The sequence below is a fragment of the Streptomyces sp. NPDC002643 genome (assembly GCF_053592555.1).
In genome coordinates this window covers 183,819-207,935 of sequence record NZ_JBSFVY010000001.1, presented here as the reverse complement: position 1 = coordinate 207,935, position 24,117 = coordinate 183,819, and the positions used below count along the sequence as shown (strand labels likewise).

At 71.5% G+C, this 24,117-nt stretch carries 23 protein-coding genes; 6 read left to right on the top strand and 17 right to left on the bottom strand.

The window, feature by feature from the left end; genetic code table 11:
• Positions 1–340: 340 nt before the first annotated feature.
• On the top strand, positions 341–943 hold the full coding sequence (locus ACWD4G_RS00910; RefSeq protein WP_451289925.1) for a hypothetical protein: 603 nt from the start codon (positions 341–343) through the stop codon (positions 941–943).
• Positions 944–1,071: 128 nt separating this feature from the next.
• Here ACWD4G_RS00910 and ACWD4G_RS00905 read toward each other — a convergent pair whose 3' ends face one another.
• A complete protein-coding gene (locus ACWD4G_RS00905) occupies positions 1,072–1,593 on the bottom strand; it encodes a hypothetical protein (RefSeq protein WP_451289924.1) in 522 nt (173 codons plus the stop codon).
• A gap of 117 nt (positions 1,594–1,710) precedes the next feature.
• Here ACWD4G_RS00905 and ACWD4G_RS00900 point away from each other — a divergent pair, with 117 nt between their 5' ends.
• Positions 1,711–2,787 carry an RNA ligase (ATP) gene (locus tag ACWD4G_RS00900; protein ID WP_451289922.1) on the top strand — a complete coding sequence of 359 codons (1,077 nt, stop codon included), beginning with the start codon at positions 1,711–1,713 and terminating at the stop codon, positions 2,785–2,787.
• A gap of 74 nt (positions 2,788–2,861) precedes the next feature.
• Here the strand turns inward: ACWD4G_RS00900 and soxR are convergent, their stop codons facing one another.
• Positions 2,862–3,419: a redox-sensitive transcriptional activator SoxR gene (soxR, locus tag ACWD4G_RS00895; protein WP_451289920.1), complete on the bottom strand. Its 558-nt coding sequence runs from the start codon at positions 3,417–3,419 to the stop codon at positions 2,862–2,864.
• Between the two features lie 130 nt (positions 3,420–3,549).
• On the opposite strand from soxR, the gene ACWD4G_RS00890 reads away from it, so the two are divergent.
• Positions 3,550–4,011 carry a MaoC family dehydratase gene (locus tag ACWD4G_RS00890; protein ID WP_451289918.1) on the top strand — a complete coding sequence of 154 codons (462 nt, stop codon included), beginning with the start codon at positions 3,550–3,552 and terminating at the stop codon, positions 4,009–4,011.
• Between the two features lie 97 nt (positions 4,012–4,108).
• Here the strand turns inward: ACWD4G_RS00890 and ACWD4G_RS00885 are convergent, their stop codons facing one another.
• The 6 genes from ACWD4G_RS00885 to ACWD4G_RS00860 form a co-directional block, all read right to left on the bottom strand.
• Positions 4,109–4,825 carry a polysaccharide deacetylase family protein gene (locus tag ACWD4G_RS00885; RefSeq protein ID WP_451289917.1) on the bottom strand — a complete coding sequence of 239 codons (717 nt, stop codon included), beginning with the start codon at positions 4,823–4,825 and terminating at the stop codon, positions 4,109–4,111.
• Positions 4,822–5,523: a glycoside hydrolase family 11 protein gene (locus tag ACWD4G_RS00880; RefSeq protein ID WP_451289916.1), complete on the bottom strand. Its 702-nt coding sequence runs from the start codon at positions 5,521–5,523 to the stop codon at positions 4,822–4,824. The genes ACWD4G_RS00885 and ACWD4G_RS00880 overlap by 4 nt, the downstream gene beginning before the upstream one ends.
• A gap of 213 nt (positions 5,524–5,736) precedes the next feature.
• Positions 5,737–7,071, bottom strand: a complete 1,335-nt coding sequence (locus ACWD4G_RS00875) for a diacylglycerol/lipid kinase family protein (RefSeq protein ID WP_451290271.1) — start codon at positions 7,069–7,071, stop codon at positions 5,737–5,739.
• Positions 7,072–7,120: 49 nt separating this feature from the next.
• Positions 7,121–7,588 carry a DUF7144 family membrane protein gene (locus ACWD4G_RS00870; protein WP_451289915.1) on the bottom strand — a complete coding sequence of 156 codons (468 nt, stop codon included), beginning with the start codon at positions 7,586–7,588 and terminating at the stop codon, positions 7,121–7,123.
• 78 nt (positions 7,589–7,666) lie between these two features.
• Positions 7,667–8,131: an SHOCT domain-containing protein gene (locus ACWD4G_RS00865; protein ID WP_451289913.1), complete on the bottom strand. Its 465-nt coding sequence runs from the start codon at positions 8,129–8,131 to the stop codon at positions 7,667–7,669.
• Between the two features lie 259 nt (positions 8,132–8,390).
• Positions 8,391–9,800 (bottom strand): hypothetical protein, encoded by a 1,410-nt coding sequence (locus tag ACWD4G_RS00860; RefSeq protein ID WP_451289912.1) that lies wholly within the window; start codon positions 9,798–9,800, stop codon positions 8,391–8,393.
• Positions 9,801–10,054: 254 nt separating this feature from the next.
• Here ACWD4G_RS00860 and ACWD4G_RS00855 point away from each other — a divergent pair, with 254 nt between their 5' ends.
• The gene (locus ACWD4G_RS00855; protein ID WP_451289911.1) at positions 10,055–11,464 is read left to right on the top strand and encodes a DUF2252 domain-containing protein; all 1,410 of its coding nucleotides are present in this window, start codon (positions 10,055–10,057) and stop codon (positions 11,462–11,464) included.
• Positions 11,465–11,551: 87 nt separating this feature from the next.
• Here the strand turns inward: ACWD4G_RS00855 and ACWD4G_RS00850 are convergent, their stop codons facing one another.
• From ACWD4G_RS00850 to ACWD4G_RS00815, 8 genes are all read right to left on the bottom strand, one after another.
• The gene (locus ACWD4G_RS00850; protein WP_451290270.1) at positions 11,552–11,749 is read right to left on the bottom strand and encodes a hypothetical protein; all 198 of its coding nucleotides are present in this window, start codon (positions 11,747–11,749) and stop codon (positions 11,552–11,554) included.
• Positions 11,750–11,936: 187 nt separating this feature from the next.
• Positions 11,937–12,470, bottom strand: coding sequence for a hypothetical protein (locus ACWD4G_RS00845; RefSeq protein WP_451289909.1), 534 nt, complete (start codon positions 12,468–12,470; stop codon positions 11,937–11,939).
• 83 nt (positions 12,471–12,553) lie between these two features.
• Positions 12,554–14,218: an MFS transporter gene (locus ACWD4G_RS00840; protein WP_451289908.1), complete on the bottom strand. Its 1,665-nt coding sequence runs from the start codon at positions 14,216–14,218 to the stop codon at positions 12,554–12,556.
• Between the two features lie 67 nt (positions 14,219–14,285).
• The gene (locus ACWD4G_RS00835; protein ID WP_451289906.1) at positions 14,286–17,153 is read right to left on the bottom strand and encodes a LuxR C-terminal-related transcriptional regulator; all 2,868 of its coding nucleotides are present in this window, start codon (positions 17,151–17,153) and stop codon (positions 14,286–14,288) included.
• Positions 17,150–18,001 carry a class II glutamine amidotransferase gene (locus ACWD4G_RS00830; protein WP_451289904.1) on the bottom strand — a complete coding sequence of 284 codons (852 nt, stop codon included), beginning with the start codon at positions 17,999–18,001 and terminating at the stop codon, positions 17,150–17,152. Before ACWD4G_RS00830 ends, ACWD4G_RS00835 begins: the two co-directional genes overlap by 4 nt.
• Before the next feature lie 137 nt (positions 18,002–18,138).
• On the bottom strand, positions 18,139–18,765 hold the full coding sequence (locus tag ACWD4G_RS00825) for a TetR/AcrR family transcriptional regulator (RefSeq protein WP_451289903.1): 627 nt from the start codon (positions 18,763–18,765) through the stop codon (positions 18,139–18,141).
• Positions 18,766–18,847: 82 nt separating this feature from the next.
• Positions 18,848–19,135, bottom strand: coding sequence for a YiaA/YiaB family inner membrane protein (locus tag ACWD4G_RS00820; RefSeq protein WP_451289902.1), 288 nt, complete (start codon positions 19,133–19,135; stop codon positions 18,848–18,850).
• Positions 19,136–19,272: 137 nt separating this feature from the next.
• Positions 19,273–20,424, bottom strand: coding sequence for an acyl-CoA dehydrogenase family protein (locus ACWD4G_RS00815; protein ID WP_451289901.1), 1,152 nt, complete (start codon positions 20,422–20,424; stop codon positions 19,273–19,275).
• A gap of 148 nt (positions 20,425–20,572) precedes the next feature.
• Here ACWD4G_RS00815 and ACWD4G_RS00810 point away from each other — a divergent pair, with 148 nt between their 5' ends.
• Positions 20,573–21,220, top strand: a complete 648-nt coding sequence (locus tag ACWD4G_RS00810; RefSeq protein WP_451289899.1) for a TetR/AcrR family transcriptional regulator — start codon at positions 20,573–20,575, stop codon at positions 21,218–21,220.
• Between the two features lie 400 nt (positions 21,221–21,620).
• Positions 21,621–22,655 (top strand): DMT family transporter, encoded by a 1,035-nt coding sequence (locus ACWD4G_RS00805; RefSeq protein ID WP_451289898.1) that lies wholly within the window; start codon positions 21,621–21,623, stop codon positions 22,653–22,655.
• Positions 22,656–22,681: 26 nt separating this feature from the next.
• Here ACWD4G_RS00805 and ACWD4G_RS00800 read toward each other — a convergent pair whose 3' ends face one another.
• On the bottom strand, positions 22,682–24,067 hold the full coding sequence (locus tag ACWD4G_RS00800) for an MFS transporter (RefSeq protein ID WP_451289896.1): 1,386 nt from the start codon (positions 24,065–24,067) through the stop codon (positions 22,682–22,684).
• Positions 24,068–24,117 lie beyond the last annotated feature (50 nt).

The window sequence follows — 24,117 nt, the reverse complement described above, 5'->3', positions numbered from 1 at the left end:
CGACGGGGGTGGGCGGGATGTTACCGCCGGTATCCCCGCGTTTGAAGATGAGCATGCGTCACGTTTTCTGGATCAGCTCACCACAACCTCGGAACAGGTGACTGACAGGGTGAACAGGTACTCAGAAGTCGTCGTAAGCACACAAGGAGAAGCAACAAACAGTCAGGCGTAGTCAGTAACAGTCCGTGAACGGCTCAGCAGACGAGTTGAGGAGGTCATCGGAAATCGGATGGAGCCGAATCGCGTGTCGATACGTCTATTCGGCGACGTCGTGCGAAGTCGGTACGACAGCGCCGCAGTGACCGAAGTACAGGTGCAGGTGTGACGGAGGTGCAGGGCGATGGCCGGTTTCCGGAGTCTGGCAAGACAGGTGCGCGATCCGAGGTGCGATCTGGCACTGCGACGGTATTCACTGCGCAAGTGCCTTGAGAGGTTCGCACCTTATGGGCACCGGGCGACCTGGGACCACTTGTGCTCCCGGGCCGGGTTCGGTCCCGAGGACCGCAACCCCGATCCAGCGCGGCTCGTGGCCGCACTGGACGAGTTGGAGGAAGCCCGTTCCGTCTGGCTCGACTATGAAGTGCAGTTCGCGCAGCGCCGCAAGAAGGAGAAGCACGACGGGCTGCGCAGGCCGGGCAGTGTCGACGACTGGCACCGGCTGACCTGGGGCGGTTTCGGCGTCGCCTGGTGCGACGACCCGACCGTCCATCCCCATGAATCACTCGCGGAGGTGCTGCGACGGCTGATCGCCGCGCTGGAGCGCGACCCGGGCTCGACCTGCCCGGTGTGCGACGGCGAGCGCCTCATCTGGAAGTACGACCTGGCCCATGAACCGTCCTCGGGCCCGGTCTGCTCGGAGTGCGGAATCGTGGTGCCACGCCCGGTGCTCACGCCGGAGGCCCTGGCCGGGTCCAGGCGCGTACGGCTGCTGGTGTCGGCGTAGCCCGGCGGGGGTGCGCCGGGGATGCCGCACCCCCGTGTATGAACGCACGACCGAACGACCACCGTTGCCCCTACGACACTCCCCCGCGACGCCCGTCCCTCGTCGCGGCCCACGCGCTTTTCCTTCAACTACGGCCTCGTCACCTCCCCATGAATGGCGAGCTTGAACTCGGCGAGGGTGATCGCCGTGGCCCGCGTGGTGTCCCCCGCCCCGCGTGCCGAGATCTTCAGGCCGAGCGGCACCCCCGGGTGCACGAACATCTGCCACATATACGTCCGGTACTGCCCGCCCCGGGTGGGCGCGATATCCGTGGTGCCGGTCGAGTCGTAGCCCTGCTCGGTCAGGCTCAGCGGGTCGCGGACGAAACGGCTCCGGTACTCCAGCGTCTCGGCGTCCGCCTCCCAGAAGATCATCGCCGACAGCACACCCCACCCGTCATGGCTGGGCCAGATCAGCCCGGAGCGCCCGTCGGGGAACACGGACGCCGTTTCACCACCGTGCGCCGGGTCGTGCATCTTCCAGGGGTCGTACGACTCCTCGCCCGCCTCGTACGGGAACCGCACCAGGTGGTAGCCGTCGGAGTCGTAGGTGATCGTCTGCACCCCTGAGTGCGCACGCTCCCACTTCAACGAACAGACGGCGACACTCACACGAGCCCTCCTCCGAAGCCGGTGACCCTAACAGTCGTAAATCCGGTCGCTCCACACCTTTCTCATACGGACAGTTGGGCGTGATGAAACCGAGCTGAGCGCCCCGAGGAGTGCCCGATGTCGACGCTGCGCGTCACCGCCGAAGTGCTGACGATCCATGAACACCCCAATGCCGACGCGCTGGAGCTGGCCCAGGTCGGGCTGTACCGGGCCGTCGTCGCGAAGGGGGTCTACCGCACCGGTGACACCGCCGTCTACATCCCCGAGCAGTCCGTGCTCCCGGCCGGGCTGGTCGAGGAGTTGGGGCTCACCGGGCGGCTCGCGGGGAGCAGGTCGGACCGGGTGAAGGCGGTACGGCTGCGGGGTGAGCTGTCGCAGGGCATCGTGTGCCGGCCCAAGGCGCTCGCCGAGGTGGACCTGATGGCGGCCGTCGCCGAGGGCACCGACTTCGCGGAGAGGCTCGGCATCGTCAAGTGGGTGCCGCCGATCCCGCCCACGATGAGCGGCGAGGTCGAGCCGGCGCCGGATCTGCTGCCCTGGGTCGACATCGAGAACATCCAGCGGTACCCCGGCATCTTCACGCCGGGCGAGGCGGTCGTCCTCACGGAGAAACTGCACGGCACGGCGAGCCTGGTCACGTACTTCGCGGAGGACGGCCGCGTCCAGGTCTCCTCGAAGGGCTTCGGCTCCAAGTACCTCGCCCTGAAGGACGATCCGCGCAATCTGTACTGGCGCGCCGTCCACGGCCATCGCGTCCCCGAGGTGGCGGCCCTGCTCGCGGAACGGCTCGGCGCACGCCGGGTCGGCGTCTTCGGCGAGGTCTACGGCGCCGGCGTACAGGACCTGTCCTACGGTGCCGACGGCCGCCGCGACACCCTCGGTTACGCGGTGTTCGACGTGTCGGTCGAGGTCGAGGGCCGGGTGCGCTGGCTGGACTCGGCGGAGCTGTCCGAGTTGCTGACCGGTCGACTGCCGCTTGTACCACGGCTGTACGAGGGGCCGTACGACATCGACCGGGTGCTGGAGGTCGCCACGGGGCGGGAGACGGTCTCCGGGCGTGAACTGCACTTGCGCGAGGGCGTGGTGATCCGCCCGGCCGTCGAGCGGTACAGCGCGGTGACCGGTGGCCGGGCCATCGCCAAGGCGGTCAGCCCGGCGTATCTGACCCGCAAGGGCGGCACCGAGTACGAGTAGGCAGGGGTGCGGGAAGAGCCCCCCACGGGAACTTCGGGGGACTCGTGGGGACGGGATGCCCGGGGTCGCGCTGCTCAGCAGCAGGCCCCGGGCTCCTTTCGTTCCGGCTCGGTGGCGGTTTCCGGCGCAGGTCGCGGCCTTCGCCGTACGGCGGTGGTGTCGCCGTTGCCGCCGGTCCGGCGTTCGACCATCAGGCGGGAGCCGCTGCGGGTCTCGCCGAAGGCGTCGTCGGGGTTGGACAGGACGCAGGTGTCGAGGGAGAGGCAGCCGCAGCCGATGCAGTCGGTGAGATGGTCGCGGAGGCGGTTGAGCTGTTTGATGCGTTCGTCCAGCTCGGACCTCCAGGCCTCGGAGAGCCGGGCCCAGTCCTCATGGGTGGGGGTGCGTTCCTCGGGGAGTTCGGCGAGGGCGTCGCGGATGGTGGCGAGCGGGATGCCGACGCGCTGCGCGGCCCGTACGAAGGCCACGCGGCGCAGGGTGTCACGGCTGTAGCGGCGTTGGTTGCCCGAGGTGCGGCGGCTGTTGATCAGCCCCTTGGACTCGTAGAAGTGCAGGGCGGAGACGGCGGCACCGCTACGGGCGGACAACTGGCCGACGGTCAGCTCGTGGATCTTCTCAGGGATCTGGGGCACCCCTCCGAGCCTACCCACACCGAGCGGGGGCGCGTTCCGTTGACAGGAGCCCCGCACCCCACCATGCTAAGCAGTTGCTTAGAGATATACGGGACAGCTGAGGGATGTACGGGACATGGGAGGCCGGGACATGGCAGAGCCGAGGATCTTCACGTCCGCCGAGGAGCTGAAGGCGGCGGTGGGCGAGCAGCTGGGGTACAGCGACTGGCTGGAGGTCGACCAGAAGCGGATCGATCTGTTCGCCGAGGCGACCGGTGACCACCAGTGGATTCATGTCGACCCCGAGAAGGCGGCGGCCGGCCCCTTCGGTACGACCATCGCGCACGGCTATCTGACCCTCTCCCTGCTGCCCCTGCTGGTCCCGCAGGTCCTCAAGGTCGACAACGTCAAGATGGGCGTCAACTACGGCACCAACAAGGTCCGTTTCCCCTCCCCCGTCCCGGTGGGCTCCCGCCTGCGCGCCACCGCCACGCTCCAGGAGGTCACCGAGGTGGGCGGCGGGGTGCAGGTCACCGCCGCGGTGGTCGTGGAGCGCGAGGGCGGGGAGAAGCCGGTGTGCGTCGCGGAGTCGGTGTCCCGGTACTACTTCTGACCGAGTTCCGGCGGGGCAGCGGTGTGGCGCGGCAGCCGAAGCCCGGTGCCGCGCCACAGGCATGTCTTCGCGCCACAGGTGTGCTTCCGGGGCGGGGCTAGGTCGGGGCGACCGCCCGGCCCGTCGTCGGGGAGATCATCCCGGCGCACAGGCCTCGGGCGGCGAGCCCTTGGGCGATGCGCGGGATCGCCGCGCGCGAGTTGGCCGACCAGTCGTGCATCAGGATGATCTGGCCGCTGGTGAGCCGGGCGGCGGCCTGCACGATCGCGTCGGCACTGGCGCCGTTCCAGTCCTGCGAGTCGACGTCCCAGATGATCTGGGTCAGCCCGTACTTGGCGGCGACCGATCTCACCGTGGCGTTGGTCTCGCCGTACGGCGGGCGGAAGAGCCTCGGGGTGCCGCCGCCCGCGCCCGCGACGGCCTGCTGGGTCCGGGAGATCTCGGAGTCGATCTGCGCCTGGCTCAGCTGGGTGAGGTGGGGGTGGGTGTAGCTGTGGTTGCCGACCCACATGCCGGCGCCGACCTGGGCCCGGACGAGTGCGGGGTTGGCGGCGGAGTACTGGCCCTGGTTGAACATGGTGGCCCTGAGCCCGTTCTGGCGGAGCGTGTCCAGCAGGGCCGTGGTGCTGCCGGAGGGGCCGTCGTCGAAGGTGAGCCCTACATAGCCGTTGCAGGCGGCGGCCCGGGGCGGGGTGGCGGCGTGGGCGGTGAGAGGGAGGGTGAGGGTGGTCGCGGCGGCGGTCGCGAGGACGGTCAGCCGGACGGCCACGGCACGTGACGAGCGCCGCCGTCCGCCCTTCACTCGGCCCTTCACGGGTTCACCGTGATGCTGGAGTTGCCGCTGCTGCGGTAGCCCTCGGTCGCCATGATCATGTAGTAGCGGAAGCTGCCGAGGGGCATTCCGGCGCGGGCCCAGGCGTCGAAGTGGTTGCCGGTGGTGATGGAGCCGCCGGTGCGCTTGGACTGCCGGACGCTCCAGTACTGGTTGAAGGTCCTGGTGCCCTCGACGGACGGGGCGTTGTACCGCGTCGTCAGATAGATGTCGTACGTGCCGCCGTCGCTGGTGACCGTGCCCTTGTAGGTGCCCGTGGGCCGGTAGGTGCCCCAGTTGTCGACGATGTAGTACTCGATGAGCGGGCTGGACGTCCAGCCGTAGAGGGTCAGATAGGCGTTGCCGGACGGGTTGAAGGAGCCGGAGTAGGTGACGGTCCTGCGGGAGCCGTTGGCCCAGCCCTTGCCGCAGACGAAGTTGCCGGTGTTGCTCCAGGAGGTGCGGTAGGTGCCGCCGGAGGCCAGGGTCATGGAGACCGTGCCGGGCGCGTCCGTCCAGAAGGAGTAGTAGAAGCCGTTGTTGGTGCCGGTCTGGTTGGTGGTGACGACCGTGTCGGCGTGAGCGGTGCCGGGAAGGGCCACCGTGGTCGCGGCGGCCAGCGCGGCCGTGCCGGCACCGGTGAGGAACAGTCTGCGGCTGGGCGAGCCGGGGGCGGGCAGGGATGCGGGTGCGTCGGTCATGGGCGTGCTTCCTCTCGTCATCGTGAGGTCGGTGCCCTGTCAACCGCGAGTGTTGGCCTGCCCCTGTCAACTGTCAATGCTTTCGGCGATGATCCCGAAACATTCGAAAGATTCGAGACTTGCTCAACAACATATCTACACAGCTCACTGGGTGTGTGTTCACCTTCGACCGCCAACGCGCCACCCATCACACCCCAGAGAGGATCTAGCTGCCTATCGGCGTCTTCGAATGTTTCGAAGACCTCTCCAGCCGTGCGGGCGGCCCAGGGCGAGGCGGGTCACTCGGGGCCAGTCGGGTGTCGTGGCGGTCGTACGGGAGATGCCGGGGCGGTGGCGTGGTACGCGGACCCGGAGGGCTCCGGGGACGCTGCGGCAGACGACGGGGACCGGCAGCACGGTGTGTTCGCCGTCGATGCCGACCGGCACGGTGGCCGTGTCCGCCTCGACGACGACCTCACCGGCGTTCAGCCGCCGGAGCCCCGGGGACTGCGGGCCGTGCACGAGCCGGGCCGCCTGGGCGGCGTTGTCGACACGTACGCAGACCACGCCCAGCTCCCCCGAGTCCAGCCGTTCCCGGCGGCCCGGACTGGTCGCGTCCACGGCACGCCCGTACGCGTTGTTGCTGACGAGCAGCGCCTGAAGGCCGTCGGCGTCCATGTCCTCGGTCCGCAGTCGCAGCCTGGGCGCGTCCTTGTCGCTGAGGAGGGCGGGGAGCGCCTGGAGGGCGGTACGGGCCTTGGCGTCGCGGTAGGCGGGGTCGGCGACCACGGAGGCGTAGACGCCGAAGGAGGCGTTGTTGACGAAGACGCGGTCGGCGGCGTAGCCGAGGTCGACGCGGAGTTCCACGGCGTCGGCGGAGAGGGAGTCCAGGGCGGCCGGTGGGTCGTCGCGGTCCAGGCCGAGGTCGAGGGCGAAGTGGTTGCGGGTGCCGACGGGGATCACCGCGAACGGCAGACCGTGCCGGGCGGCGACCTCGGCGACCAGGGCCTGGGTGCCGTCGCCGCCCGCCACCGCGAGGAGGTCGGCGCCCTCGGCGACGGCCCTCCGGGCCAGTTCGGTGACGTCCTGGCGCCCTTCGAGGAGGGTCACCCGACAGCCCGCCGCCTCGGCCTTCTCCACCAGGTGGAAGCGGCCCACCTTGCCGCCGCCTGAACGGGGGTTCATGAGAATCCACGGGTGGTGGGGTGCCCCGGCGACCGGCTGTTCGGAGGCGGTGGGGCCGGGTGGCAGGGCGGTACGGGCCAGTACCAGGGCCAGCACCCACAGGGCCAGCGCCACGCAGGCCGCCCACAGCAAGCCGTACACGGCGAAGAGGACGAGGATCACCAGGGGCGCCGTGACCGCCAGGGCCGCGCCGAGGGCTCGGACGGCTCCGGTGTGGGCCAGCGTCCACCACACGCCGACGGCGACGAGCGCCAGCCCGCCGACGCCGACCAGCGCCCACAGCAGACTCCGCGGACCGGCGGTGACCAGCGGCACCAGGGCGCTGCCCAGCAGGGCGAGCACGGCGAGCCGGGCCCGGCCGGGGCTGCCCTCGCGCCCGGTCATGGCCTCGGCTCCGCCGGTCGCGCTCACCTTCCGCTCCGCGCTGCCGCGCTCACACCCTGCTCGGCGGGCGTTCCTCGGTGCGCGACCGTCCCTCGGAATAGGCGAAGGGGGTGTCACGCCGGACCACGCACAGGGCCCAGATGATGAAGCCCGAGATCGCGATCATCACCACGGACCAGACCGGGTAGTACGGCAGGGAGAGGAAGTTGGCGATGATGACGAGTCCGGCGATGGCCACGCCGAGGACGCGCGCCCAGGTCGAGGCCTGGAACAGCCCGAGGCTGACGATCACGGCCACGGCGCCCAGGGCGAGGTGGACCCAGCCCCAGCCGGTCAGGTCGAACTCGAAGACGTACTGACGGGTCGTGACGAAGATGTCGTCCTCGGCGATGGCCATGATGCCCCGGAAGATGTCGAGCACGCCGACGAGGAAGAGCATCACGGCCGCGAAGGCCGTCAGGCCGGTCGCCCATTCCTGCTTGGCCGAGTGGGTGGGCCGGGTGTGTGTGGCGGTCATCTCGTGCCTCGTTTCATGTCGCCCGGTTGTTTCACTTCGTCCGGATGTCGAGGGGTTCGGACAAGGGGTTCCCGGTGCTCAGCGGCCGGGGTCGGTGAAGGTGTCCGAGCGGTGGGCCGGGCCCTGGCCCGCCAGGACCAGTTCCTTCGCCCTGCGGAACTCGTCGTCGGTGATGTCGCCGCGAGCGCGGATCTCGGACAGCTTGGAGAGTTCGTCGGCGCTGCTGGGCCGTTCCTTGGTGCCCGCGGCCTCCTTGATGTAGTCGTCGAACGCCTTCTGCTGGGCGCGGGCCTGGGAGATCTCCCGGCGGCCCATGCCCTTGCCGCGTGCGACGACGTACACGAAGACACCCAGGAAGGGCAGCAGGATCGTGAAGGCCAGCCAGCCGGCCTTCGCCCAGCCGCTCATCTCGTCGTCTCGGAAGATGTCGACGACGACGCGGAACAGCAGGACGATCCACATGACCCACAGGAAGAACCAGAGCATGGTCCAGAAGGCGCTCAGCAGCGGATAGTCGTATGCGAGGTACGTCTCGGCGTTCATGTCTCTCCTCCGTTCCTGGCGCCCGGACGGCCGTGGTTCCGGCGGCCGTTCCGTGCGTATTCAGCGTGGCTGTGGTGGGGGCGGGTGGCCTCACCCGGCACGGGTGAGCGTGGGGCTCCGCCGGTTGTGCGGTTGTGCGGCTCCGCCGCAGGGGCCGAGATAGGCCGTCGGTCAGCTGCGGCTCCGTTGTGGCTGGTCGCGCAGTTCCCCGCGCCCCTATAGGGCGCTGCCGAACCGTAATGGGCATCGTTCGGCCTGCTCAGGGCTGCTGGCGGTCAGCAGGCGGGATCGAGGCTGCGGCGGTGATCGCCAAGGCGATCAGTACGGCCAGGGCTATGCCGACGACCAGGGTGACCGCCGCTACCGAGGGGTGGTTCCAGAGGAGTAGCGCCAGGGCGGCTGCCGTGATGACTCCGGCCGTGGTCCATGACCTGTGGTGGGTCAGCCAGCGGCCGGTTGCGCCGGTGTGCGCGCCGGCTCGGGCGAGTGCGGTGCCGGCGGCAGTGGTGCCCCGGTCCGCCGTCGAGCGGATGGCGCGGGCGAGACGGCCGGGGCCGAAGAGATAGGCGGTCAGGGCCGTGATCACGAAGACGACCAGGAGGGTGCGGGTGCTGTCGCGCAGGAAGCGGACGAAGGTGTCGTAGATCGCGGCGGCGGCGTCCGGCGGCAGCGCCGAGGACGGGACGGAGTCCAGGTAGATCCGTCTGGCGACGGCCAGCGCCACGAGCAGCAGCACCATCATCAGGCCCAGGCCCAGGGCGGTGATCATCAGCATCGGGCGGTGGGACGGGGCGGTCCACACGGCGAGCGCGGCCAGGGCGATGGTCACCACGGGCAGCCAGGTGCCGACGATGTCCAGCAGCCGCATGGTGTCCTGGGCGCGGCTCAGTTCCTCGGTGTGGAACAGGGTGATCGTCCGGTCGGTGTCCGGGATGGCGGCGGCCTTGTCGAAACCCGCGTCGACGAGCCGCTGCCGTACCTCGTCGACGACCTCCCCGACGTTCAGCCGGATGGTGTCGCCCTGAGCGCTCACGGCGCCGCCGCCCTCGCCGGTGAGCACCTCCATCACCGCGGCGTGCGCGCGCCGGTTGGCGCCCTCCCATGCCTGCTCGAAGGCGTCGCTGGTGATGACCCGGGTGATGACGCGGTCGACGACGCTTCTGACGGCGGAGCGCAGCGGGGACTCCAGCGCTTCGGCGCCCTCGACCACGCGGGGCGGGGCGCCGCCGTCCCGCAGTGCCTGGGAGAGGGCGTCCGTCACCGCCGCGACGTCGATGTTCGCCACCACGCGGTTGGTGAGTCTGTCGATCACGACGTCCTGCACGGCCTTGTCGGACGCCAGCGGCGCCACGGTCTTCACATAGCGGTCGGTGTCGGTGACCGTGTCCTGCACCCAGGCCGCGGCGACGGCCAGCGGGGCGAGCAGCATGGCCAGCAACAGCAGGAGCCCGGCCCCGGCGCGGCGCAGCTTGCGGTGGCGTACCGCCGCGGCCCTGCGCAGCCGCCTGTACTCCGCGTGCTCGCCGGCGGAGAGGGTGTGGCCGCCCTGAGCACCGTGACGGTCCTGATCGCCCTGCGTATGACCGCCCTGTTCGCCGTCCTTGGGCCCGCTCCCGGAGGCTCCGGCTCCCTCGGGGTCGGGCGAGGCGGGGGTGTCGTCCCGGCTCATGGCTGCTCCCCTCTGCGTACGGGGTGGGGTCGCCGCGTCGTGTCCGCGTACGGGGTGGGAATCCCCGAGGTCCGCACGGAAGTGACCGCTCCAGGTTCCGGCGCCCGGGAGGCGGGGCGGGTCACCCGGGACGGGTGATCCGGTGGCGCGGTCGCGGCGGTGGGGTGGTACCGACAGGCACCCGTCGACCTCGCGGTGGACGGGCACCCGGTCGCGCACCGGCATCGGAAGGACATCGATAGATAGGACGGGTCATGACCTCAGCGAGCGACTTCAGTGCCGCCCTGTCACCGGCGGAACGGGCGGAGTACGGCAGGCGGGCCCGGACACGGGTCCCCCGCTCCGGGCACGCCCGGTTCGAGCCGGAGGGACGGCGACCCGACCCCATCGAGGTGATAGAGCGTCAGTCGGCCACGCGTGTACCGGAGTTGGTGCCGGTCCGCTACGGCCGCATGCTGGAGTCGCCGTTCCGTTTCTACCGGGGCGCGGCGGCGATCATGGCGTCGGATCTGGGGCGACTGCCCGACACCGGGCTGCGGGTGCAGCTCTGCGGGGACGCCCACCCCCTGAACTTCCGGCTGCTCGCCTCGCCGGAACGCCGGGTGGTCTTCGACATCAACGACTTCGACGAGACCCTGCCCGGCCCGTTCGAGTGGGACGTCAAACGGCTGGCGGCCGGCTTCGTCACAGCGAGCCGGGCGAACGGTTTCTCACTCGACGAGCAGAACGGCGTCGTACGCGCCTGTGTGCGGGCGTACCGGGAGCGGATGCGCGAGTTCGCCGGGATGCGCACCCTCGACATCTGGTACGCCCAGGAGGACGCCGAGCACATACGGGAGTTGCTGGTGTCGTCGCGGGAGTCGGAGGCGGCCCGCCGCACCGCACGCGCGACCGAGCGGGCCCGTTCCCGTACGCATCTGCGGGCCTTCGCCAAGCTCACCACGGTCACGGAGGAGGGCCGGCGGATCGCCGCCGACCCACCGCTGATCACCCCGCTCGACCACCTGCTGGCGGACCCCTCCGAGGAAGGGCGGGAGAAGGAACTCCTGTCGGTCATGGAGGGTTACGCGGAGACCCTGTCGCCCGAACGCCGTCATCTGCTGCGCCACTACCACCTGGTGGACATGGCCCGGAAGGTCGTGGGCGTCGGCAGTGTCGGCACCCGCTGCTGGATTCTGCTCCTGCTCGGCAGGGACGACGACGATCCCCTGCTGCTCCAGGCCAAGGAGGCCCAGGAGTCGGTGCTGGCCGCCCACACCGACGGGGAGCCCTACGACAACCAGGGCCGCCGGGTGGTGACCGGGCAGCGGCTGATCCAGACGACCAGTGACATCTTCCTGGGCTGGACACATGTCACGGGCCTCGACGGCCGGGGCCGGGACTTCTATGTGCGTCAACTGTGGGACTGGAAGGGCATCGCCCGCCCGGAGACCATGGGACCGGCGCTGCTCGCCCTCTTCGGCCGGTTGTGCGGGGCGTGTCTGGCCCGGGCCCACGCCCGCTCCGGCGACCCCGTGGCCATCGCCGCCTACCTGGGCGGCGGCGACCGCTTCGACCGCGCCCTCACCGAGTTCGCCCAGTCCTACGCCGACCTCAACGAGCGGGACTTCGCGGCGCTGGGCGAGGCATCCCGTACGGGGCGGGTGCGGGCGGAGCAGCTCTGAAGGCCGCTGGTCGTACGCCGCTGGTCCGAGCGCCGCCGGCCCGAAGGCCGCTCTCAACGCCGCCGGGCGCCCGGCGGCGTTGCGCCCTCACTCCGGCAGTTGGCGCATCTCCAGGACGCGCATGCCCAGGGACTGGCAGCGGGCCAGCAGGCCGTAGAGGTGGGCCTCGTCCATGACGGGTCCGAACAGGACGGTCTGGCCGGACATCACCACATGGCTCAGCTCCGGGAAGGCCTTCGCCAGCACCTCCGACAGTTGTCCCTCGACTCGGATCTCGTAGCGCACGAGCTGTCCTCCCACGGATCGCCCGGTACGGCTGTCCCTCTACGGATCGCCTGGCGCGGCTGCCCTTCGACGGATCGCCCGGTACGGCTGTCCTTCCGCCGATGGCCCGGCACTGTCGGGCGGCCCTCTCTCCCGTGATCCTCCTCCCGCGCTCCGCTCCGGGCCTCACCCGGCAGAGGTGACCCGTTCAGTGCTTGAGGACGATCTTGAGGAGGATGATCAGCAGGCCGAGCAGCAGATTGACCGAGGCGGTGACGGCCATCAGTCGCCGGGAGGCACCGGAACGGCGGGCGGCCGCCACGGACCAGCCGACCTGTCCGGCCACGGCGACGCAGACCGCCAGCCAGAGGGCGCCCCGCACATCCAGGCCCAGCAGCGGGCTGACGGCCACCGCGACGGCGGGCGGGACGGCGGCCTTGACGATCGGCGACTCGTCACGGCACACCCGCAGCAGCACCCGGCGGTCCGGCGCCCGCTCCGCCAGCCGCGCCCCGAACAGTTCGGCGTGCACATGCGCGGCCCAGAACACCACCCCGGTGAGCAGCAACAGCAGACACAGCTCCAGACGCGGGAACGAGCCCAGCGTGCCGGCCCCGACCACCACGGAGGCGGCGAGCATGGAGCCGTAGACACCGCCCGTGTAGTCCGCGCGGGCCCGGTGCTCCGCACGGCGTGCCCGCCGGGCGTCGGCGGGGCCGGTCCTCGCTCTCGCCGTGGACACCGGTGCCTCCCTTCGGTCCGGGCGTGGGCGGTTCAAGGCGGTTCAAGGGCTGAACGCCTGTTCAGCGCGGCGATCGTGCCTGGTCAGCGTTTCGTTCCGGTCGCCACGGGCGGCGTACCGGCGTCCGGCCCGCCCGGTCCACCCGGCCCGCCCGGTCCACGCGTGCCGCGCTTACCGCGCTCCTGTGCGGACGGCAGATGCGGGGTGACGAGGAAGCTGGCGAGGGCGACGCCGCCGGTGGCCAGGATCGCCGCCTTGAGGCCGTCCAGCTGGGCCTTGGCGTAGGAGTCGGTCACCCCGTCGACCTGGGACTGCGACAGCCCGGCCCGCTCGGCCGCCGAGCGCACCTGGTCGGTGGAGACGAAGGAGACCCCGGACTGGAGGTGGGTGCCGACCTCGTCGCGGGTCTCCTCGGACAGCTGGGGGTTGTCGTCCACCTGGGTGGTGAAGGCGTGGACCAGCGCGCCGATGAGGATCGAGCCGATGAGCGCGGTGCCGAGCGCCGAGCCCAGGTTCTGTGCCGTGAACTGGAGCCCGCCGGCCTCGCTGCGTTCCTCCTCGCCGACGCCGGACTGGACGACGTTGCCGAGCTGCGAGGCGAGCAGTCCGACGCCCACGCCGAGCACGGCCATGGCTCCGGCGAACTGCGCGTCGTCGATCTTCGGGTCGATGGTGGCCAGCAGCCAGACGATGGCCGCCGCCAGGATCAGCAGGGCGATCCGGACCACCCGGCGCGGTCCCCACACCCGGCCCAGGGAAGAGGCGCTGAGGGAGGTGATGAGCATGGTGACGGAGACCGGGAGCAGCCGCAGCCCCGTCTCGAAGGCGTCGAACCCCTGAACCACCTGCAGATAGAGCGGGATGGTGAAGAACAGTCCCAGCAGGATGAGGTTCTGGCTCAGCAGGGTCAGCAGCCCTGACCGCAGGACGGGCCTGCCCAGCAGGGAGAGGTGTACGAGCGGGTCGGCGCCCTTCTTGTCCCGTCGCCGCTCCCAGTGCCGGAAGAAGGCCAGGACGCACACTCCGGCGCCGATGACGAACAGGGTCGGGGAGAAGCCGAAGACGGTGAAGGGGGCATCGCGCGGCTGTACCCAGCCCCAGACGCTGCTCTGCAGCACTCCTAGCACGCCCAGGGCCAGCCCCGCCGCCGAGAGGACCGCTCCGACGCCGTCCAGCCGGGGACGAGGTCCGGTCTGCGCCGGCGTCGCGATGGCCCCGCGGCCCAGCAGGATGCCCAGGACGACCACGACCTCACCGGCGAAGACCAGCCGCCAGGTGAGATACGTCGTCACCCAGCCGCCGAGCAGCGGGCCGACGGCGATCCCGGCGCCGGCGAGGCCGCCGATGACCGCGTAGGCGACGGCCCGGTCGCGCCCCCGGTACGACTCGGCGACGAGGGCGGCCATGGCCGGCAGCACCATGGAGGCCCCGAGCCCCTCGATGACGGACCAGCCCAGCGCGAGCACCCACACGGTGGGCGCGGCGGCGGTCAGGGCCGACCCGACGCCGTAGACCATCAGCCCCACCAGGAACATACGGCGACGCCCCAGGATGTCCCCGAACCTACCGCCGATAATCATGAAGGCGGCCATGACCAGGGCGTACAGGGTGATGACGGCCTGGATGGCGGTGACCTCGGTGTCGAAGTCGTCGACGAGCTGGCTGATGGACACGTTCATGACGGAGGTGTCCAGCACCATCAGGAACTGGGCCGTACCGAGGACGATCAGAGCCCGCCAGTGCTTCACGGTGTCCACCTCCGTCGAGGTCGAGTCGGCCCGGTCCGCGGTGGGGTCGGCCGGGCGGTGGTCGGGGTCACAGCAGTCGGAGGTCGCGGGCGCGGCGTACGGCGTCGGCGCGGCGGTTGACGGCCAGTTTTCGGTAGACGCTCTTGAGGTGGGTCTTCACGGTGTTGACGGAGACGTAGAGGTCGGCGGCGATCTCCTCGGTCGACATCATCCGGGCGAGCCGTTCCAGGACGTCGTGCTCACGTCCGCTCAGCTCCACCGCGACGAGCGGCGCGGACGGCGCGGACGGCGTCGGTTCGTCGGGGTGGGGCGGGCCGGGGGTGAGCCAGCCGGCCGCCAGTTCGTTCAGCGGGGGCGTGGCCAGCAGGGGCCGTAGCCAGGGTCCGGCGTCGAGGAAGGGGCGCCGCAGCGACTCGCGCCGGGCGTCGAGGAGGGCCTGGGCGATGAGCCTGCGGGCGGTGGTGTCGTCCCCCGCCTCCTCGGCGGCCCGGGCCCTGACCAGTGCGGCCCGTACGGTGACGGCGGGGCCGGTGCGGCCCTCGCCCCGGAGGCCGTCGAGCAGGTCCATGGCCTCGTCGGGGTGTCCGGCGGCGAGATGGATCGCGGCGGCCTCCACGGCGTACATGGGCTGGTCGGCGCGGACCCGCTGGAGCAGTTCGGCGGCTTGGCCGGGCCGGCCTGCGGCGAGTTCGGCGGCGGAGGCGACGAGCGCCTCGTGGCTCTCGGCCCAGGGAGAGGCGACGGCGACGGCGACCCCGGGGTCGGCGGCCTCCACGGCGGCGTGGGCCCGGCCTCTGACCAGCAGCAGCCGGGCGGCGGCGAGGGATCGTCCGGCGGCCGGCACCGGGTCGTGCGTCCACCGGGGGAGCTGGGCGGTCTCGTCGAGGAGGGCTTGGGCGCGGCCCAGTTCATGGCGGTCGACGGCGACGGCCGCGAGGACCAGCCGTCCGATGCCGGACCCGATACCGGACCCGGAGCCGGAGCCGGAGGGCTGCGTCGGTCCGGCCCGCTCGGCCTCGGACACCGCCGCGAGAGCCTTGCGTTCCGCCCTGCCGAGCCAGCCGTGCAGATAGTCGAGCAGGGCCAGATGTCCCAGTGACTCGCCCCGGGGCAGCACGGTGGCGGGCCCGCCGGGGGTGTGGGTCACTTCGGTCAGGACGGTGCGGGCCTCCTCGAAGCGGCCCGCCCACAGCCGTGCCGAGCCGAGATGGGTCAGCAGCAGGGCGATGAGTTCGGGGTGCTTGTCCAGCAGCCGGGCAGGAACCTCCCGGCGCAGTTCCCCGGCGGCCTCGGCGGCCCTCTCGGCCCGTGGGGGGCAGCCGGTGAGCCGGGCGGCCAGGGCCTCCAGCAGCGCACAGCTCAGCCGGGCCGCCGCCCGGTCGGGCGCGTCACCATCGGCGTCGGCATCGGTATCGGCCTGGGCCAGCCGCCGTTCGGCGTCGCGCAGTCGGGCGAGCCCCCGGTCGAGGTCGCACCGGGAGAGGTCGCGGGCGGCGCGTACGAGGTCCGTGGTGGGGCCTCTGGCCTCGGGTGCCATATGGGAGAAGAGCTGGTCGAGGTCGTCGGAGCGCAGTCCGGTGAAGAGCTGCCCGATGGCCAGGTCGTCCACGAGGGCGTCGGCGGCGAAGTCCCACTCCTCGGCGGCGGCACCATGGGCGAGGGTCTCCGCCAGCTGCCCCGAGCGGCGCAGCCGACGCGCGGCCCGCCGGTGGAGTTCGGGTTCGAGGCCGGGATGGCGGACGCGCAGATGGGCCCGGAGTATCTCCCGGAACAGGGGGTGGAGTTGGTACCAGGAGTGCCCCAGATCCTCGACGAACGCGTTCTCCCGGTGCAGCCGGGCGAGGATCGGGGCGGCGTCGGTCCGCAGGGTCAGCGCGTCGGCGAGGTCGGGACGGAACCGTTCCAGGACGCTGACCCGCAGCAGGAGGTCCTGGGTCTCGGCGGGCTGCCCCTTGAGGACCTCGGCCAGCAGGAAGTCCGCGACCATGCCGCGGTCCGCCTCGAACTCCTTCAGATACAGCTCGGGGTCGGTGCTCTGCAGGGCGGCCAGCGCGGACAGACGCAGCCCGGCGGCCCAGCCCCGGGTGCGGTCCACCAGGGCGCCCGCGGCGGCCACCGGCAGACTCAGCCCGTGCCGTTCCAGCAGGGCGACGGCCTCCTCGGGGGTGAACGCCAGATCGGCGGCGCGGATCTCGGTCAGCTCGCCGGCCGCACGGTAGCGGTGCAGCGGCAGCAGCGGTTCGGTGCGGGTGACGAGGACCAGCCGCAGCCCGGGCCCGGCGTGGCGCAGCACGAACTCCAGTTGCTCGGCGATCTCGGGCGCGGGCACCCGGTCGTACTCGTCCAGCACGAGGACCACGGGCCGGTCGAGCGCGTTCAGCGCGGCGGCGAGCGCGGGGAGCGCGGCGGGCGCGCCCGGCAGCCGGTGGTCCGCCCCGGTCGCGTCCGCCGGGTCCACGAGCGCGTCGGACACCGGTGCCCCGCAGGAGCGCAGCGCCTCGACGACATACGCCCAGAACACGCCGGGCCGCCGGTCCCCCGCCTCGACGGTGAGCCAGGCCACCGGTTGCCCCAGCCCCGCGGCCCAGTCGGCGGCCAACAGGGTCTTACCGGCCCCCGCCGCCCCGTTGACCAGCGTCAACGGCGTCCGCAGCCCCTGATCGAGACGGTCCACGAGCCGCTGCCGCCGCAGAAAGGTCACGGGCCGCGCGGGCAACGAGAACCGGGTGCGCAGGAACAGATCGCCCAGCGGATCGGTGCAGGGGGCGGACGGTGCGGTCACGCCGGCCGAAGCGACCGGCCCCCCAACGACCGCTCCCTCGGCGACCGTTCCCCCGGCATCCCGTCCCCCGCCATCCGGTCGTCCGCCGGCCGGTCCCCCGGCGTTCTCTTCGGTCTCGGCCACTAGGCTCACCGCCCTGTCCGCCGGGGTCATGCCGCGGACGGCACTCCCACCGGCCGGAAGTCCCGGAAGGCGTCCTGGCCCGGCTGGATGACCGCGTAGCTGTTCTCGGCGACCTCGTTCCAGGCGCCGGGGAGGTCGCCCAGCGGCTCGGAGACGACCATCCGGGTCTGGTCGGAGATGTTGGAGAGGAACGCGGCGTCCGGGTGGAGCGCGCGCAGGGTGTCCACCTCGGTGCTGAAGAACAACGACCGCGAGTGCCCCTCGCTGGAGTACCGGAAGACCCACAGCCGCACGCCGTCGGACACGGCGATGGTCATCTGCAGCGGGTGCGCGACGCCGTGCGCCCGCCCGGTGCTCTCGACGAGGCCCGCCATACGCGCCACCGCGCCCGGCGGGTCCTCGGTCAGCCCGAAGGTGAGGGCGAGGAAGAACATCAGCTCGGAGTCGGTGGACCCCTCGATGTCGGAGTACGCGGCGGGGTCGACGGCGAGGGCCAGCTCGCGCCGGAACTCGTGGAAGCCGTCGATCATCCCGTTGTGCATCCACATCCAGCGGCCGTGCCGGAAGGGGTGGCAGTTGGTCTGCTGCACGGCCGTCCCGGTGGACGCCCTGATGTGCGCGAAGAACATGCCCGAGCGCACATGGTGGGCGACCTCCCGCAGATTGCGGTTGTTCCAGGCCGGTCCGACGTCCCGCAGGATCGCCGGGGTGTCGGTGTTCACCTCCGACGTGTACCAGCCGACGCCGAAGCCGTCGCCGTTCGTCGTCTCCACCCCCAGCCGGGAGTGCAGGCTCTGGTCGATCAGGGAGTGCTTCGGCTGGAACAGCACCTGGCTGAGAGCGATGGGTGTCCCCGAGTAGGCGATCCAACGGCACATCCTGGGCCCCCATTCCTCGGGCGGGGTTGCAGGGACGGGATCGACGGGATCATCGTGATCGTCGCCGCGCGAGCCACGACCAGTATCGCCCGCACGCGCCCTGCGGGCATGCCGGGCGTGATCCACCGCTCCCAGGGCTACTTCTTGGCGCCCACCATCCGCAGCACCAAGTCGGCGTACAGGGCGCCGACTTCGTCGGGGGTGCGGGGGCCGTTGACGTTGAACCAGCGGGCCACGTCGATGCACAGGGACAGCACGGCGACGGTGGTGCCCTTGATGTCGGGCACGTCGAAGTCACCGGCGGCGACCCCGTCCTCGATGACGCCCCGGACGACGGCCTCGTTCTGACGCCGGAGGGTGACGATCTCGGCACGTGCCTCGGGACCGAGGGCGTCGAGTTCGTACTGGACGACCCGCGCGACGGTGTGCTGGCCGGCGTGCCAGCGGACGAAGGACCGTACGGCCTCGGCGAGCCGTTCGGCGGGGGTGCCCTCGGACTCGGTGGCCGTGCGCAGCACTTCGAGCGCCTTCTCGTGGCCGAGGCGGCTGATCCGGTGGAGCAGCTCTTCCTTGGTCTTGTAGTGGATGTACAGCGCGGCCGGGCTCATGCCCGCGCGGCTCGCGATGTCACGGGTGGTCGTCGCGTGGTAGCCGCGCTCGGCGAAGGCCTCCACGGCGGCCACCAGCAGCCGCCGGGCCGCGTCCGGGTTCACCTCGCCCCACGGCTGCGGCTCGCCGCCGGCCGTGTCCTCCGCCGTACTCATCGCTCGTTCGCCCCTTCCGATGGCTCGCCACCACCATACCGCCGAGGGTGAGCGAGCGCTTAGACAGCCCGTTCAGCGCGGTTCAGAGCTTCTCGAAGGGGTCGTGCTCGGCGAGCAGCTTCTCCAGGCGGGCCTGGTCGACGCGGCTGACGATCTGCCCGGCCTCCTGACGGTCGCGGATCACCTTGGACAGCGTGAACGCCGAGGTCACCAGGTAGAGGACGGCGATGGCGAGGAAGGCGCGGACCCAGATGTCGGCGTCGAGGTTGTAGATGCCGATGGTGGTGGCCGCCATGGCGACAACGAAGGAGGCGACGGCCTGTCCGTAGAAGGCCGTCGTGTTCTGCTGCTTGACCGGTGTGTCACTCATGGGGACAAGGGTCGGCGGACGGGGCCACGACCGCATCCGCTCGGATACTCAGATCGGGCCGCCGCCCGCGCCCGTCGTACTCACGGGCCCGTCGTACTCACGGGCGAAGGGCCGTGCGTTCGAAGGCGGTTGGCGTCTCAGAAAGCCGAAACGCCCGTCAGCGCACGCCCGATGAGCAGTTTCTGTATCTGGCTGGTGCCCTCGTAGAGGGTCATCACGCGGGCGTCGCGCAGGAGTTTGCCGACCGGGTACTCGTCGATGTAGCCGTAGCCGCCGAAGACCTGGAGGGCGTTGTTGGCGGCGCGGACGGCGGCCTCGGAGGCGAACAGCTTGGCCTTGTTCGCCTCGGTGGCGAAGGGCAGGCCCCGGTCGACGAGGTCGGCGACCCGCCAGGTCAGCAGCCGGGCGGCGTCGACGTCGACCGCGATGTCGCTGAGGAGTTCCTGGACGAGTTGGTGGTGGGCGATGGTCCTGCCGAACTGCTCGCGCTCACCGGCGTACCGTACGGCCGCGTCGAGTGCGGCCTGGGCGATGCCGACGCTGCCCGCCGCGACCGACATCCGCCCCTTGGCGAGCGCCGCCATGGCGATACCGAACCCCTTCCCCTCCTCCCCGAGCATCGCGGAGGCGGGGACGCGGACGTCCTCAAGGACCAGTTCGGCGGTGGCCTGCCCGCGCAGCCCGAGCTTGCCGTGGATGGTGCGGCGGGTCAGGCCCGGGGTGTCGGTGGGGACCAGGAAGGCGCTGACGCCCTTGTGCCCGGGGGCGTCGGTGGAGCGGGCGAAGAGCAGCACCACATCGGCCCAGGTCCCGTTGGTGATGAACATCTTGGTGCCGTTGACGACGTAGTCGTCGCGGTCGCGGACCGCGCGGGTGGCGAGGTTGCCGGCGTCGGAGCCGGTGCCGGGTTCGGTGAGGCCGAAGCAGCCGATGTACTCGCCGGAGGTGAGCCCCGGCAGCCAGCGGCGCTTCTGCTCCTCGCTCCCCTTGGCGGCGATCGTCTTGGCGACCAGCCCGAGGGAGACGGACACGATCCCGCGCACCGAGGAGTCACCCCGCCCCAGCTCCTCCGTGACCAGGCAGTACGCGAGGTGGTCGCCACCGGAGCCGCCGTACTCCTCGTCGACGGTCAGGCCCAGGAAGCCGACCTCTCCGAGCTTCTTCACGATCGACCGGTCGACGTTCTCGGCGCGGTCCCAGGCCACGACGTGCGGGGCGATCTCCCGCTCCACGAAGTCCCGGGCGAGCGCGCGGACGGCGGTCTGCTCCTCGCTGAGCTCCAGATTCACGCCGGATCACCCTTCGATCGCCTCGGACACCCGGGCCGCCCGCCTCGGACGCCCAGGACATCTCGAACACCCTCGGACACCTGGGACACCCTCGGGCACCATTTAATTACCACTGCTAGTTTTATTGCCCAGCCCTACTATGTGCGCCATGGCCCGACCGCGCAAGCCCTTGCTGAGCACCGACCGCATCGTGGAGACGGCGCGGGCGCTGGTGGACGCGGAGGGGCTGGCGGCCGTCTCGACCCGGCGGCTGGCGGCCGAGCTGGGGGTGAGCGGGCCGTCGCTCTACAACCACTTCCGGACCATGGACCAGATCCTGGAGGCGGTCGCCGACTCGGTGAGCGCGCAGGTGGACCTGTCGATGTTCGAGGACGGCCGGCCCTGGCGCACCGCGCTCCACGACTGGGCCGTCTCCTACCGGGCCGCCCTGCGCGACCACCCCAACATCGTCCCGGTGCTCGCTCGGGGCCCCGGCCGCCGCCCGGCCGGTCTGCGCGTCGCCGACGTGGTCTTCGGCGCCATGGTCGAGGCGGGCTGGCCCCCGGCCCACGCCACCTCCATCGGCGCCCTGATGCGCTACTTCATCATGGGCTCGGCGATCGGCTCGTTCGCCGGGGGCTTCGTGGACGACGAGAGCGCCTACGACCCGGCCGACTACCCCCACCTCGGCCAGGCCCACCTCCTCGCCGAACAACAGGAGAAGGTGGACGAACGGGCATTCGAGGTCGGCCTGAGGGCACTGCTGGACGGCTTGGAGCAGCAGTACGGACAGCTGAGCCGGGACGGCTCCGCTTAGCCGCTCCCGCGCGGGTACTCGGGCGGTATCACGACGGCTCGGCCGGGCCCGCTCACGCGCGAGCACGACGACACTGCACACGGCTCGGCCGGGCCCACTCCCCCGCGAGCACCCCCCGGGCAGCGCCCGGCCGCGAGCACTCCGGGGGCGGCTCGCCGGGAGTGCCGCTGCGCCCGCCCTCCGTCGCGCTCGGCTTCGCTCGCCGAGGCGGTGCCCCCATCGCCCCGGCGGCGCGATTGCCCGCGGCCACGGAGTCGGCGGGAGCCGCGACGGTGCCTGCCGCGCGGCCGGCCACCCGTCCGCGGCCGCTCGCACCCGACCGACCCCGCCCACCCCCACCCCACCTGGCCGTCCGAAAACCGCGAGCCTTCCCGGGGGCCTCCCACCTACTCTCGGCCCCATGCCGAACAACTCCCCATCCGTGCCGTCCCGTCGAGGCGAGTTGCTGGCGGCCGGTGCGGCCGCCGTCACCGTCGTGTTGTGGGCCTCCGCCTTCGTGTCGATCCGCAGCGCGGGAGAGGCGTACTCGCCGGGCGCGCTGGCGCTGGGACGGCTGGCCGCCGGCTGTCTGGCCCTCGGGGCGATCTGTCTGATACGCCGGGAGGGCCTGCCCCCGAGGGGGGCCTGGCCGGGCATCGCGGTCTCCGGCGTGCTGTGGTTCGGCTTCTACATGGTCGCCCTGAACTGGGGCGAGCAACAGGTCGACGCGGGCACGGCCGCGCTGGTGGTCAACATCGGCCCGATCCTCATCGCCCTGCTCGGTGCCCGGCTGCTGGGCGACCCCATGCCGCCCCGGCTGCTGGCGGGCATGGCGGTGTCGTTCGCGGGAGCGGTGACCGTCGGGCTGTCGATGTCGGGCGAGGGCGGCGCCTCGGTGCTGGGCGTGGTCCTGTGCGTGCTCGCGGCGATCGCGTACGCGGGCGGTGTGGTGGCCCAGAAGCCCGCGCTGGGCGCGGCGAGCCCCCTCCAGGTGACGACCTTCGGCTGTCTCGTCGGCGCGGTGGGCTGTCTGCCGTTCACCGGACAACTGATCTCCGAGGCCGCCGACGCCCCGCTCTCCGCGACCCTCAACATGCTCTACCTGGGCGTCTTCCCGACCGCCCTGGCCTTCACCACCTGGGCGTACGCCCTCGCCCGTACGACCGCCAGCCGTATGGGCGCGACCACCTACGCGGTGCCCGCCCTCGTCGTCCTGATGTCCTGGCTGGCCCTGGACGAGGTCCCGAGGCCCTTCGCCCTGGTGGGCGGCGCCCTGTGCCTGGCGGGCGTGGCGGTGTCGCGGTCCCGGCCGCGCGCGAAGGAGAAGGCGCAGGGTGCGGAAGGCGCGGAGCGGGCGCACGGTACGGAAGGCGCGGAGCGGGCGGAGGCCGTGGCTCCGGAGGCGGATGTTCCGGAGCCACGGTCCGAGCCACGCACCGGGTCCAGACAGGCCTGAGCCTCCCCGCCCGGCCGCCGCCGGCTTCAGCTCACCGGCTGGCCCTCCTGCTCCTGTCGCCCCGCCCGCTCCTCGGCCTCGCGTGAACTCGCCCTGCCCGCGAGGACCTTGATCGAGGCGAGGGCGACGACCGACAGACCGATGATGTACGCGGAGACGGACAGGGACGTACCGGTGGCCTCCAGCAGGAGGACCATCAGGAACGGGGCGAGGCCGCCGCCGAAGACCGCCGCGATCTGGTAGCCGAGCGAGGCACCGGTGTAGCGCATCTCGGGGGTGAACAGCTCGGCGAACAGGGCGGCTTGGGGCCCGTACATGATGCTGAGGAAGCACCCCGCGACGAAGCAGGCGATGGCCAGCCACAGCATCGAGCCCGTGTCGATCAACAGGAACAGCGGTACGGCCCATACGGCGATACCGGCCGCGCCGAACGCGTAGATCTTGATCCGGCCGACCCGGTCGGAGAGGGCCGCGGCGGCGGGGATCAGTATGAGTTGGGTGAGGCTGACGCAGAGGGAGACGGTGAGGACGGCCTCGCGCCTCATGCCGAGTTCACGGGTGGTGTAGTCGAGGATGCCGGTGATGAGGATGTAGAAGGTGGCGGTGTTCACGGCGAAGGAACCACCGGCGAGGAACACCGTGCCGAGGTGGTGCCGCAGGACGGTCCTCAGCGGCGAGCCCTTCTCGCCTTTCTCCTTCTCCGTCAACTCCCGCTCGGCGGCCCGGAATTCGGGAGTCTCCTCGACATGGCGGTGGATGTACCAGGCGAGCCCCAGCACGAACAGCCCGACCAGGAACGGCACCCGCCAGCCCCAGGCCGCGAACGCGCTCTCGCCGGTGGTGGCGCCCACGACGAGGAACACCGTGTTGGCGCTCACCACACCGATGGGCACACCGAGTTGGACGAAGCTGCCGTAGACCCCGCGCTTGCCCTCGGGGGCGTACTCGGTGGCCAGCAGCATCGCACCGCCCCACTGGGCGCCCACGGCGACGCCCTGGGCGACGCGGAGGAGGACGAGCAGGATCGGAGCGGCGATCCCGATCGTCTCGTACGTGGGCAGGAGCCCGATGCCGGTGGTGGCCAGGCCCATCAGGGTGAGCGCCAGGACCAGCATCGGTTTGCGGCCCCGCTTGTCACCGAGGTGACCCGCGACGATGCCGCCGATGGGCCGGGCCAGGAAGCCGACGGCGAAGGTGGCGAACGCGGCGAGCACTCCGGCTGAGGAGCTGCCCGCCGGGAAGTAGAGATCGCCGAGGACGAGGGCCGCGGCGATGCCGAAGACGAAGTAGTCGTACCACTCCACGGCCGAGGCGAGCGCCGCTGCCGTGGCCACCTTGCGGTGCCCCTGGGGACGGGGCGGCGTGGCGGGGGTGGGGTCTTGGGGACGGGACGCGGAAGGAGCGGTGTCCATGGGTGCACACTCCGATGGGCGCGGGGACGTTCCGGGGAACATACTGACCG